This is a genomic window from Porphyromonas levii DSM 23370, assembly GCF_000379925.1.
Taxonomy (GTDB): Bacteria; Bacteroidota; Bacteroidia; order Bacteroidales; family Porphyromonadaceae; genus Porphyromonas_A; species Porphyromonas_A levii.
On the sequence record NZ_KB904277.1, the window covers coordinates 1 to 13,465 of the forward strand.

Annotated in this window: 9 protein-coding genes; 4 read left to right on the forward strand and 5 right to left on the reverse strand. The window is 45.2% G+C overall.

The features are described 5' to 3' along the window. Nucleotides 1-661: 661 nt before the first annotated feature. From uvrA to A3GG_RS0108340, 4 genes are read left to right on the forward strand one after another with little or no spacing between them, the layout of a single operon-like run. On the forward strand, nucleotides 662-3,505 hold the full coding sequence (uvrA, locus tag A3GG_RS0108325) for an excinuclease ABC subunit UvrA (RefSeq protein ID WP_018358836.1): 2,844 nt from the start codon (nucleotides 662-664) through the stop codon (nucleotides 3,503-3,505). Further along, nucleotides 3,502-5,796 carry an ATP-dependent helicase gene (locus A3GG_RS0108330; protein WP_018358837.1) on the forward strand — a complete coding sequence of 765 codons (2,295 nt, stop codon included), beginning with the start codon at nucleotides 3,502-3,504 and terminating at the stop codon, nucleotides 5,794-5,796. Before uvrA ends, A3GG_RS0108330 begins: the two co-directional genes overlap by 4 nt. A 14-nt stretch (nucleotides 5,797-5,810) precedes the next feature. After that, the gene (locus A3GG_RS0108335) at nucleotides 5,811-6,404 is read left to right on the forward strand and encodes a thymidine kinase (protein WP_033408687.1); all 594 of its coding nucleotides are present in this window, start codon (nucleotides 5,811-5,813) and stop codon (nucleotides 6,402-6,404) included. 3 nt (nucleotides 6,405-6,407) lie between these two features. Next, nucleotides 6,408-7,085: a hypothetical protein gene (locus A3GG_RS0108340; RefSeq protein WP_018358839.1), complete on the forward strand. Its 678-nt coding sequence runs from the start codon at nucleotides 6,408-6,410 to the stop codon at nucleotides 7,083-7,085. Nucleotides 7,086-7,180: 95 nt separating this feature from the next. Here A3GG_RS0108340 and xseB read toward each other — a convergent pair whose 3' ends face one another. From xseB to leuS, 5 genes are read right to left on the reverse strand one after another with little or no spacing between them, the layout of a single operon-like run. Further along, nucleotides 7,181-7,399 carry an exodeoxyribonuclease VII small subunit gene (gene xseB / locus A3GG_RS0108345; RefSeq protein ID WP_018358840.1) on the reverse strand — a complete coding sequence of 73 codons (219 nt, stop codon included), beginning with the start codon at nucleotides 7,397-7,399 and terminating at the stop codon, nucleotides 7,181-7,183. Next, on the reverse strand, nucleotides 7,396-8,826 hold the full coding sequence (gene xseA / locus A3GG_RS0108350; protein ID WP_018358841.1) for an exodeoxyribonuclease VII large subunit: 1,431 nt from the start codon (nucleotides 8,824-8,826) through the stop codon (nucleotides 7,396-7,398). Before xseA ends, xseB begins: the two co-directional genes overlap by 4 nt. A 5-nt stretch (nucleotides 8,827-8,831) precedes the next feature. Beyond that, nucleotides 8,832-9,419 carry an RdgB/HAM1 family non-canonical purine NTP pyrophosphatase gene (gene rdgB, locus A3GG_RS0108355; RefSeq protein ID WP_018358842.1) on the reverse strand — a complete coding sequence of 196 codons (588 nt, stop codon included), beginning with the start codon at nucleotides 9,417-9,419 and terminating at the stop codon, nucleotides 8,832-8,834. Nucleotides 9,420-9,422: 3 nt separating this feature from the next. Then, nucleotides 9,423-10,355, reverse strand: a complete 933-nt coding sequence (locus A3GG_RS0108360; protein WP_018358843.1) for a YitT family protein — start codon at nucleotides 10,353-10,355, stop codon at nucleotides 9,423-9,425. A gap of 19 nt (nucleotides 10,356-10,374) precedes the next feature. Continuing rightward, complete coding sequence (leuS, locus tag A3GG_RS0108365; RefSeq protein WP_018358844.1) at nucleotides 10,375-13,167, reverse strand: leucine--tRNA ligase; 2,793 nt, start codon at nucleotides 13,165-13,167, stop codon at nucleotides 10,375-10,377. Nucleotides 13,168-13,465 lie beyond the last annotated feature (298 nt).

Below are 13,465 nucleotides of genomic sequence, written 5' to 3' on the forward strand. Positions count from 1 at the left end.
CGGTGTAGCAAAAAGGAGAGGGAGAGGAGAGGGAAACAAACAATTGGAAACATTCAGTAGCGAGCTAACCAAATAGCCCGCTGGCAATCTCGTGTCCCAAAGTGTACCCATTTACAATAATTGTGGTATTCAGTAGCTTATAAATAGATAAAAAAGACAAAGACCAATCTCCAAAACAGCCAAACACCTCCCAAAATACAGCAAAGAGCACCCCAAAGTACCCCCAAATACTACCCCCAACAGCGCCGATCTATACTTTGCGGAATCTAGGTAGCACTAGGAGGAAAATTTATTCCTAGGAATAAATTTATTTTTCTGTACAAATAAAAATATTTATCTCTAGGAAAAGTTTTATTTATTCCTAGGAATAAATTTTACTGATTGCCGTCTCCAAAATTAGTGCTCGCCTAAGAGCATTGTACTGGTCTACATAACAGGTGCTACTTGTACTGGTAATTCATATTGAAAGAGCCTTGGATAGATAAGGTATCTATACTGCATTCGTCTTTGATATCGCCCTAATTCTATCGTTTATAGAGGCTTATAAAATGAAGCGTACCACAGTGTATTCTCTGCAGATTTGGAAGACAAAAATATTAGATTACTCATTACATATTTGGTATCTTTGTAAGTCTATGTGGGATCGATTATGAATAAAAAGATGAATGATCAAAGAGAGCATACGGGTGAATTTCTAATCGTTGAGGGTGCTCGAGAGCATAACCTCAAGGATATAAGTGTAGAGATTCCTCGCTACTCCCTTACTGTGGTAACTGGTCTGAGTGGTAGCGGTAAGTCTTCGCTTGCTTTCGACACTATTTTCGCAGAGGGCAACCGCAGGTATTTAGAGACCTTCTCGGCCTATGCTCGTGGTTTTCTTGGCAATCTAGAGCGCCCCGACGTGGATAAGATTGTAGGGCTTTCGCCCGTAATCTCTATCGAACAAAAGACTACGGTCAAAAACCCTCGAAGCACTGTGGGTACTACGACTGAGGTCTACGACTTCCTCCGCTTACTTTATGCTCGCACGGCTACTGCTTATTCTCAGAGTGGCAAAGCAATGATTAGCCATACTGAGGATCAGATATTCGGCATGGTTGTGGAGCAATATACAGGGGAGAAGATACAGATATTTGCACCCATAGTACGAGACCGAAAAGGGCATTATCGCGAGCTATTAGAGACGATGCGCAAAAAGGGCTATCTCTATGTGCGTGCCGATGGGGAGCTACTAGAGCTGCGTCCGGGATTAGCGCTCTCTCGCTATCAAAATCACCGCGTCGAGGTGCTAGTGGATAAACTAGCTGTAAGAGATGATGAGGAGACTCTTGCCCGCCTTAGGGAGACCCTTCGTGTGGCTCTCCGACTGGGGAAAGGGGTAGTTATGGTGCAAAAGCATGAGCGTGATGAGGCGCCTGTTTTTTATAGTAAACAACTGATGGATCTGGAGTCGGGTGAGAGCTTTGAAGAGCCGGCTCCGCACACCTTTTCTTTCAATTCACCGCAAGGCACTTGCCCTAAATGTAAGGGTATTGGAGAGGTTCCAGCCCCCGATATGACAAAGATTATCCCCGATCCTAAGCTCTCTATTCGCCACGGAGGGCTAGCACCATTGGGCAACTTCAAGCCCAATATGATATTTAAGCAGTTAGAAGCCATTACGGATCACCACGGTTATACCATCAATGATCCCATAGGGAGTCTTCCCGAAGAACTCTTAGACGACATTCTCAATGGTGTGGATTATCCCCTACGACGGAAGGTGGAGGCGACAGGTAAGGTAGAGCGACTCTTCGGGTATGAAGGTCTACTTTCCTACCTCCAAGCCTTAGCTGATGAGGATGAGTCACCTAAGACCCGAAAGTGGGCGGAGCAATTTAATACCTTTAAGGTGTGCCCTGTATGCCATGGCAAGCGGCTCAATAGGATGGTGCTCTCCTTCAAGATTGATAGCTACGATATATCAGAGGTCTCTAATTGGTCGTTGCCTAAACTATTGGAGTGGGTCAAAAAAGTGCCTACTAAGATAGAGAAGCGTAAGAAGACTGTGGCTGTAGAGATAGTAAAAGAGATTGTAACCCGATTGGAGTTTCTACTGGAGATGGGGCTGGACTATCTTACGCTGAATCGTACTACTGGTTCGCTATCCGGCGGCGAGATGCAGCGTATTCGTTTGGCGACTCAGCTGGGTAGCAAGTTGGTCAATGTCCTATACATCTTGGACGAACCAAGTATTGGACTACACCAAAGAGATAATACACGACTTATAGAGTCGCTCAAACAGCTTAGAGACCAGGGCAATTCGCTCATCGTGGTAGAGCATGATAGAGATATGATGCTAGCAGCTGACTATGTGGTGGATATGGGGCCTGGTGCTGGGCGAAAAGGGGGAAGAGTGATATATGCTGGTGATCCTCAGGGAATGATACAGGCTGATACGCTAACCGCTCAATATCTTAGGGCTGAGAAGGAGATTAAGATACCTGAAGAGCGAAGAAAGGGGAAAGAGCTCTCGCTGAAACTAATCGGTGCTACAGGGAATAATCTAAAGGGAGATTCGCTAGAGATTCCCTTAGGTAAGCTAGTACTTGTAACAGGGGTATCTGGAAGTGGGAAGAGTACTTATATCAATGATACACTATACCCTGCCTTATCGAAGCACTTCTACCGTTCGCTCGAGGAGCCCCTACCCTATACAAGTATTGAGGGCATTGAGCATATAGACAAGGTGGTACAGGTGGATCAATCTCCAATCGGCAGGATTCCTAGGAGTAATCCTGCAACTTATACAGGCGTATTCACAGATATCCGTAATCTATTTGTGGAGATGCCTGAGAGCAAGATTAGAGCGTATAAGCCTGGACGATTCTCTTTCAATGTAAAGGAAGGGCGATGTGCTACTTGTAATGGCAATGGGTATAAGAAGATAGAGATGAATTTCCTACCCGATGTCTATGTCCCCTGCGAGACCTGCAAAGGAAAGCGGTACAATCGTGAAACGCTAGAGGTACGGTATAAGGGTAAGTCTATTGCGGACGTACTGGATATGACGGTGAATATGGCTGTAGAGTTTTTCGATAGCCAACCTGTGATACTTCGTAAGGTAAAGGCACTTCAGGATGTAGGTCTAGGGTATATAAAACTCGGGCAATCGAGTACCACGCTATCTGGAGGAGAGGCGCAGCGCGTGAAGCTCGCAACCGAGCTGATGAAACGGGATACGGGAAAGACAATCTATTTTCTTGATGAGCCCACTACAGGGCTACACTTTGAGGATATCCGCGTGCTTATGGAAATCATCAATAAACTAGTAGACCGGGGTAATACGGTAGTAATTATTGAGCATAATTTAGACGTGATCAAGGTGGCCGACCATATTATAGAGGTTGGACCAGAAGGTGGTGAAGGCGGTGGTAGAATCGTATTTACTGGTACACCTGAGGAGATGATTGCACAAGACAAGGGGCATACGACCCCGTATCTGAGAGAGGAGATGAAAAGATGAAAGATAGAGAAGAACTCTTGAGTGGTCTAAATGACGAACAACTAGCGGCGGTACTGCATTCCGGGTCCGATAGTCTGATACTTGCAGGTGCGGGTGCAGGCAAAACGCGTGTACTAACAACCAAGATAGCCTACCTTCTAACCCAAGGAGTTGCCCCTTTCCAGATTCTTGCTCTTACCTTTACGAATAAGGCAGCACGAGAGATGAAGGCACGCATAGGAAGCCTTGTAGGAGCTCCTTTGGCGAGGTATATCACTGTGGGCACTTTCCACTCTGTCTTCTCTCGCTTCATTAGGAGCTATGCCGATCGTCTGGGTTATACCAACACCTATACGATATACGATACTACAGACTCACGTTCGCTCGTTAAGATTATCATAAAGGAGCTAGAATTGGATGAGAAGCTTTACAAGCCCGCAACGATTCAGTCTCATATTTCTAGTACGAAGAATGATGGTTATACACCAGGGGAGCTAGCGGAGGATATGCTACGAAGGAGGCAAAACCTTCAGAAAAGTCTACCCCATCTACCGCAGATTTATAAGGAGTATGAGCTAAGATGTAGAAGGGCAAATGCCATGGACTTCGATGATTTGCTCCTTAATATGATGAGGCTACTCCAACAGTTTGAGGATGTAAGGAAAGTATTTCACGAGCGCTTCAAATACCTACTGGTAGATGAGTACCAAGATACCAATAGGGTGCAGCATAGGATTGTACAGCTACTCAAAGCAAGCGACGCAGAGCTTACAGTTGTGGGTGATGATGCACAGAGTATCTACTCCTTCCGTGGGGCAGTGATAGATAATATCTTGCAGTTTAGCCAAACCTTTCCTGGTGCCAAGCTATTCAAATTAACCAAAAACTATCGCTCTACCGAGAATATTGTCAATTTAGCTAATGGACTTATCTCCAAGAATGAGAAGCGTATTCCCAAGACGGTAGAGGCAGTAGCAGGTGAGGGTGAGAAGATATTGCTCTTTGAGTCTTTCAATGCGCCTATGGAGGCACAGCAAGTAGCGGCTCAGATAAATAAGCTTATCTCAGATGGCGTGGATCCTGAAGAGATAGCTATCCTCTATCGCACCAATGCCCAAAGCCGATTATTGGAGCAAAACCTTAAGATGTTCGGGGTACCCAATCGTATCTATGGTGGGTTATCCTTCTTTGATCGTAAGGAGGTAAAGGATGTGCTAGCATATCTTCGTCTGGTTATCAATCCTCAGGATGACGAAGCCTTTAGAAGAGTATATAATACCCCTGCTAGAGGCATCGGTGCTACTACATTTGAAGCGCTTTCCGATATTGCGAATAGGGAGCAACTCCCATTTATAACTCTTGTTGAGCATCCAGAGAAGCTATCCCCCTCTATAAAGAGTGCGGGTATCGGGAAGCTACAAGTATTTGGTGAACTTATCAAGGTGCTTACCGAGCTTACTGAGGAGCTACAACCCGTTCCATACCTTCAGAAGGTAATCGACTTATCTGGTCTCAAAACGCTCTATAATGATGGTACTGTAGAGGGTCAATCTAGGATAGATAATATAGCAGAGCTAGTAAGTGCGCTGGATGACTTTATTAACCGCAGGAAAGAAGAGACAGGAGAGGAGCCAACCCTAGAGGAATTTGTCCGAGAGATGACGCTCTATACTGATCAGGATACTGAGGAGGACGATACCCCGAAGGTGACCTTGATGACCATGCATGCATCCAAGGGGCTTGAGTTCGCACATATTTTCTGTGTTGGTATAGAGGAGGGGTTAATTCCTAATATGCGCAGTATGAGCCAAGCCGAGATAGAGGAGGAACGGCGACTATTCTATGTAGCGATTACTCGAGCCAAGAAGAACTGCACTATATGTTATGCCCGAGAGCGTATGATCAATGGTCAACTTAATATGTCCTCTCCTAGTAGATTCCTTCGTGATCTTGACCCCAGATATGTGAAGGATAATACTGGAATCCTTTCTGGAGGAGTGCAAGAAAAGATTAGGGAGAAGGTACAAGCCATGCATAGAGATCTACCATCACCTACCCGACGGGTGACCCGAGTACGGCGAGATAGACAAGTAGGAAGTGATGGGGTATCTAAGGGGCGAGATGAAAAGCTTGCAGCAGAGGTTCCTCAAGTAGACTTTAAGGAAGGGGACCACGTGTACCATAACAACTTTGGTAGAGGAGAGGTACTTGGTTTTTCCGATAGTGTATCAGGGACTAAGGCATCTATTCGTTTCGGAGATGGGCAAGTCCGCCAATTAATACTTAAGTTTGCCAAACTAAGGAAAGAATAAATATAGATACTATTATGACATTAGATGACCAAATAACGGAGAGTTACCACAAAGGCTCCCAACGTATTGGCGTGATAGAAGTAATATGCGGCTCCATGTTCTCGGGGAAAACCGAGGAGCTGATGAGGCGTGTGAAAAGGGCGCTTATTGCTAAGCTCAATGTTGTCGTATTCAAACCCTTTACAGATACTCGCTACCATGAAACTGATGTAGTGAGCCATGATCAGAACTCTATAGCCGCTATACCCGTATTTACCGCTAGTGAGATTCTGGATATTGTGGAGGATGCCGACGTGGTGGGGATAGATGAGGCTCAGTTTCTGGATGATGGTATTGTGGAAGTATGCCAAACGCTTGCGGATCGAGGTGTACGTGTCATTGTCTCTGGGCTTGACCTAGACTTTATGCGTCGCCCTTTTGGACCTATGCCTGCGCTCACGAGCATTGCCGATAGGGTCAATAAGGTTCACGCTATTTGTATGGACTGTGGCGCACCAGCCAATTATTCCTACCGCCTTTCCAATAGCGATGAAGTGGTGATGCTCGGAGCAAAGAATGAATACCTGTGCCTCTGCCGTAAATGTTATTTAGCTAGATGTAAGAATTAAGATATGAAAGAGAAGAATGAAAGCCCTTTCAAGAAGGTGCACAAGACGATTCAGGAACTCATTGGTGAGGTCAATAGCAAACTGAAAGTAAATACTTGGGATGGCAAGCCATTTACCTCGCCTAAGGCTGGAGAGCTTAGGGCAACAAAAGATTTTATAAATAGCCCCAACTATTTCGAGTTTATCCCTTCGGGCAAACCATCGACAAGAGATAATACGCTGTACCTAAACCTTAGCCAAGAGCGTTTCGATGCAATTGTTGCTGGTCACAAGAAGATTGAGTACCGTGAGGTAAACCAGGAAAGCATGGGTAAGTATGTGGATGTCCGGGAGTCCTCTGACGGACTTATCCTAAATAACCCCAACCTTCAGGAGGGTGAGGATATCCGTCTCGATGCTTATGCCAATGGGATCTTTGGCTTTGTACCTCGCTACTACGAGTATATGAATATCTCTGTGGTTAAGAGCAAAGTAAGTGAGACCCTTCGTATCAAGGGCGCATGCTTTCTCCCTGAGCCCTATCATAGAGGTGGCGACTTCCGCATGGATTATGACCTACCTATCTCCGATGCTGCATTGGAGAGAGCCGAAGCTTCTGGGCATGATGCACTTCAAGATCTACTATATCAGGCAGATGGTCCAGATACCACCTGGTTTATCGGTTATCTTGTAGAGAAGTAAGTCCACGCCATATAAAGACCTCCGCTCTAGAGAGATACTCTATAGCGGAGGTTTTCTGTTTCCCAATTAAGGCACATTTACGAAGTGCGAAAGGACTAACTATTCTCTTCTTTTAGCTCATCTAGAATTTTTCCAACCTCCTCGCCTACTTTCTTTATCTCTTGACGGCAATGCGCAATCAGCGCTACTACTCGGCGGCTCTTCTGCAACACCTCATCAATGGGGAGCTGATTACTCTCCAGCTCTTTTAGTAGCGCCTCGGTCTCTGCTACAGCTTCGTCATAGCTAAGCGTGATAATCTCTTGATTTGTCATAATGTATCTCGTATTATTGTTTGCACATTGGAATCGATTTCTCCATCTAGTAGGAGTATGCGGAGTTGATCTCCTTCCTTCACTTGAGTAGTATTAGTAATAGCTTCGCCCTCTCTAACCACTGGCACAAAGCCTCTCCTCATAATATTGTGAGGGTCATGAAGGCGGGCAATCTTTTCATACTGTTCTTGCTTCTGTTCTAGTCTGAGCGGGAGATCAGAGAGCCATCTGGAGAGCCTATCTCTCATATAATCCACTTGCTGCGACTGCTCTTTGAGTTTGGTACGCCCTAGAGTGAGTACCGAAATTATCTGTGTAAGCTGCACCTCGAGTTTATTCCTCTCTCGAATCAGTCTATTATTCATCGATTGATGAAGCCTATACTGATAGTTATGGATACTGAGGAGCGACTCCTTCTCCATTCTCGTAAGGTAGAGTGAACTCCTATTAGAGAGCTTTTGAATAGTTTCCTTCTGTTGGTCAATTATCTCTGTAAGTACATTCTCTAGCCTATCCTCTGCATTGAAAAGCTGGATAACGACTTGCTCCATCCTACGTAATAAGAATTCGGCAACCGCTGTTGGTGTTTTGAGAGCTGTATGCGCAACCATATCGGCTACAGAGATATCCCTTTCGTGTCCTATACCAGTAATCACTGGCAAGGGATTGAGCGCAATGTATCTGCATATCTGATAGCTATCAAATGCCGATAGATCCATCTTGCTTCCCCCGCCACGGATAATCACAATGGCATCATAATGCGTAGTACTCTGGTGTATCTTCGCCATTGCTTGGAACATGGATGGTGTAGTATCGGCACCCTGCATAATAGAAGGGAAGAGATCAATTTGCATCAGACGCCCAACTACACTTTGGGCTATCTGCTGTCGAAAGTCACCCAATCCAGCGGCGGTATCGGATGAGATTACGGCAATCCTCTGTAGTAGTAAGGGCAGCTGATGTTGCTTATTACGCTCCCAGATACCATCTGATTGTAACCTACTGATGGTCTCTTGGCGCAGACGTTCTAGATTTCCTAGCGTGTACTCAGGATTGATGTCATGGATAGTAAGGGATAGTCCGTACTGCGGGTGCATAGAGACACTCACCTGCATGAGCAACTCCATACCATTGGTAATCATGCCTCCAGTTACCTTCTGGAAGTGAGACAATACTCGAGCGGCTACCCCTGCCCATAGGTTGGCACGGACAAAGGCTTTCTGCGTACCTTGGTCTGTCTCTACTAGGTCAAAGTAGTAATGCCCGCTACTATTATTTCGATTGTAGTTAGATACCTCTGCAGTAATCCAATACCTATCCCTGAAGGCACGCTGAACCACGCCCTGTATCTCTCCAAGAAGATGACTTAGCTTCATAGCTAGTCGCTCTTGAGTGTATTGGTCGAATAGTGGTGCTGCGTATCCCATATAAATTACTGTCTACTTCTAAGGAATTCTATGAGTTTCTGAGTAGCACGGCCTCTGTGGCTTATGCTATTCTTCTCCTCTTCGCTCATCTCAGCAAAGGTCTCATTAAACCCTTCAGGAAGGAAGATAGGATCGTAACCGAAGCCATCTTTTCCCTTCAAGTCTTCGGTTATCTCTCCCTTGACTTCACCCTCGAAATAATACTTCTCTCCATCAAGGACTAAGGCTATAACGGTACGAAAGCGAGCCTTACGATTGGTAATACCCTGCAGTTCTCCGAGTAGCTTTTCGATATTATCTTTAGGATTACACTTCGGACCAGCATAACGTGCGGAGTACACTCCGGGAGCGCCTCCGAGCGCCTCTACTTCTAGTCCAGTGTCATCGGCAAAGCAATTGATACCATGTCGGTCATAGCCAGTTTGCGCTTTTTGCAAAGCATTCTCAGATAGTGTATCTCCCGTCTCTGGGATCTCCTCCATATCCCCGAGGTCTCTGAGAGAATACAATTCAATAGAGAGCCCAGAAGCAAAGAGGATATCTCTTATCTCCTGGGTCTTATGTTCATTATGGGTAGCTATAAGTAGCTTCATATATTATTTCCCTTCAAGCATTACACCTTCTGGAGCTTGAGTCTTTTGCTTCTTAGCATTATTGACTTTGATAGTATCAAATCCCTCTCCATACACTCCCCTTACTAAGCTCTGAGTGATAAAGGCCTTTTGGTCTAGTTCCTTTACAATACGGAAGATATTCACACTATCTGTCTTACGGGCAATGACCATCAATACCTTTACTTCGCTGTGTGAATAAGCACCCTCTCCATTGAGGAAAGTAACTCCTCTATTCACCTCCTTAATGATTCGGTTGGCTATTTCCTGATGCTTATTGGTAACGATAAAGAATTGCATACTTTGGCGTGAACCTTTGAGGAAGTAATCGATAGTCGTGTTGGTAATCAGCACCTGTAGCATACTGTACACTAGCTTATCAGGGCTCTTGAAGATAAACCAGCTAGCTGCAATAGTTACGACATCGATATAGATCAGCGCACGACCAATAGATACTGCCTTATATTTATTGATAATCGTTGCTACAATATCGGTACCACCAGTGGAACCATTGACAGAGAATACCATACCAAGGCTGACACCGATAAGGATAGATCCCAGAATCATCGCTAGTGCAGGGTCATTCTGCAATGGGAGGAACTCCCTAAGTGATGGTAGGATATACTTCTCGATTGATGAGGTACTTACACCAAGTATTGCTACACTATATGCAGTCTTAACACTAAACCTCCAGCCTATTACCTTAAGCGCAACAGCCAAGAGAGTAAAGTTGATAATGTTGTAAGGTAGTGAGAAAGGAATATTCAATCCCCAACTGATAACAGAGGAGATACCAGCAAGTCCTCCACTAGTAATCTCATGACTATAGATAAAGCCGAAATATGAGATTAGATAAATAAATAAACCGAGAGTGATGATTAGGTAATCCTTCACCACTGCATAGCTCTTTGACGACATTGTTTGTGTACTTTTATGGTTATTTTACAGTTACTATATTCACGATTCTACCAGGAACCACGATGACCTTGGAGATAGCCTTACCATCGAGATACTTCTCCATCTCAGGCGCTTTACGAGCCTCTGTCTCAATCTCCTCCTTGGTCATATCTGCTGGGAGGGTGAGCGTAAAGCGCACCTTACCATTAAATGAGATAGGGTATTTGATCTCACTCTCCTTGAGGTAAGCATCATTGTGCACTGGATATGGCACATCTACAACACTATCCTCATGCCCGAGCAATTGCCACATCTCCTCCGCTATATGCGGTGCAAATGGTGCTAATAGGACGGTAAACGACTCCAATATCTCACGCTTATTACTCTTAAGAGTGGTCAATTCATTGACACAAATCATAAAGGCACTCACACAGGTATTGAAAGAATAGCTCTCCATACCCTGATTAACCTTCATTATTGCAGCGTGCAATGCCTTAAATTCCTCTGGACTAGCCTTATCGTCGGAGATAGCTAGCTCGTCTGCCTCATTAAAGAAAAGCGCATACGCACGGCGAAGGAACCTATATACACCGTCAATACCATTGGTATCCCATGGCTTAGACTGGTCTAGAGGTCCTAAGAACATTTCATATACCCTTAGGGTATCAGCTCCGTAGGTCTCTATGATATCATCAGGATTAACCACATTGAGATAGGTTTTACTCATCTTCTCCACCGCAGAACCACAATGGTAAGTACCATCCGCCTCAAGGATAAACTCAGCATTGACCCTATCTGGCTGTGACTTCTTGAACGCCTCTAAGTCCAGCTTATCATTGTGCACGATATGAACATCTACGTGGATAGGCTGTACATCGTACTCCTCTATCTTAGAGTAGGTCACATACTTATCAGTGCCTTTAATACGGTAGACAAAATTGGAGCGTCCCTGAATCATTCCTTGGTTGACCAGCTTCTTGAATGGCTCCTCCTCGCAGATATAACCCCTGTCGTATAGGAACATGTTCCAGAACCTACTATATATAAGGTGTCCTGTAGCATGCTCAGCACCGCCGAAGTAGATATCCACATTGCGCCAGTACTCATTCTTATCCTTTGCTACTAGGGCTTTATCATTATGCGGATCCATATAACGGAGGAAGTAAGCCGAGCTTCCAGCAAAACCAGGCATTGTATTGAGTTCCAAAGGATAGCCCTCCTCTGTCTTCCAATCTTTCGCACGTCCTAGAGGTGGCTCACCGCTCTCTGTCGGCAAGAACTTGTCTACCTCAGGCAGCAATAGAGGGAGCTTACTCTCATCCAATGTATATGGCATGCCCTCATTATAATATATAGGGAATGGTTCGCCCCAATATCTTTGGCGTGAGAAAATAGCATCGCGCAGACGGAAATTGACCTTGCGGTGCCCTAGTCTGTGTTCTTTTAGGTAATCCGCCATCTTATAGATTGCGTCTTTTACCTTGAGTCCGTTCAGGAAGTCGCTATTGATCATCACCCCTTCGTGGCTATCCACAGCTCCTTCCCACTCAGTTGGATTGTCAGAAATCTCGACATCCTTAGGCTTCACCACAGGTATGATTGGAAGATTGAAGTGCTTAGCAAAAGCGAAGTCCCTCGTATCGTGTCCGGGCACTGCCATTACAGCACCCGTCCCATACCCGGCAAGAACATAGTCGCTTAGCCAAATAGGCACCTCTTGCTTTGTGATAGGGTGAATCGCATACCCCCCACTAAATACGCCACTCACTGAGTGATCTATCATGCGCTCACGCTCGGTGCGCTTCTTGGTACGAAGTACATAAGCCTCTACCTCCTCCCTCTGCTCTGGAGAAGTAACCTTATCCACCAACTCACTCTCTGGAGCCAGCACCATAAAGGTTACACCAAATAGCGTGTCGGGCCGAGTAGTAAATACCGTGATTCGCTCTTCGTTATCTTTTAGCTGAAAGTGTACCAAAGCGCCCGAAGATTTACCAATCCAATTGCGCTGCGTTTCCTTAATCGCATTGCTCCACTCTAGATTGTTAAGACCCTCCAACAATCGGTCGGCATAAGCACTCACACGGAGTTGCCACTGCCTCATTAGTTTCTGCTCCACTGGGAAGCCGCCACGCACCGACAAACCTTCTACCACCTCGTCATTGGCAAGAACGGTACCAAGCCCACCGCACCAATTTACCATGGTCTCACCTTGGTAGGCAATACGATAGTTCATGAGTACCTCCTGCTGCTCACGCTCACCCATGGACTTCCACTCCTCGGCTGTAAACTCTAGCTCTTCGCTACATGCCACATCAAGTTCTTGAGTACCTTGCTCTTCAAAGTGGTGTATAAGTTCATCAATTGGTCTAGCCTTCTTAGTAGTGTTATCGAAGTAGCTACTAAACATCTGCACAAAAGCCCACTGAGTCCACTTATAATAAGCTGGATCACAGGTCATCACTTCTCTACTCCAGTCATAACTAAATCCAAGGTTATCCAACTGCTCACGATATCTAGCAGTATTGATACGGGTAGTTACCTCTGGATGCTGCCCCGTCTGAATCGCATACTGTTCAGCAGGCAGGCCATAGGCATCGTACCCCATAGGGTGCAGTACATTGTACCCTTTGTGCCTATAGTAACGGCTAAGAATATCACTCGCAATATAGCCAAGAGGATGACCTACGTGCAGACCAGCACCAGATGGATATGGGAACATATCCAAAATATACATCTTGGGTCTACTAGCATCTTCCTCAACCTTATAGGTTTTGTGCTCCACCCAGAGCTTCTGCCACTTCCTTTCAATATCCTGAAACTTATACTCCATTATTGTCGCTTGTAACCGATTTTCAAATAGTTTACAAATGTACGTATTTTTGGCGAGAAAGGGGGCTTAAATACCCCCTCTACTCTACATTAACGTGAGTTCGACCTAAGCGATGGCGATTTCGTTAGGTTATAATACTCCCCAAAAACTAGACAACTCAAAAAGTGGTAGATTTGAGAGTTGAGATGGAACTAATTGTCATTTGCTGACGAAAAGGAAAAGATAAGTTTATGGGACGAAGAAGTAAATACAGTTCAAGCTTTAAGGCACAAGTTGCTTTAGCCGGCTTGAGGGGCGA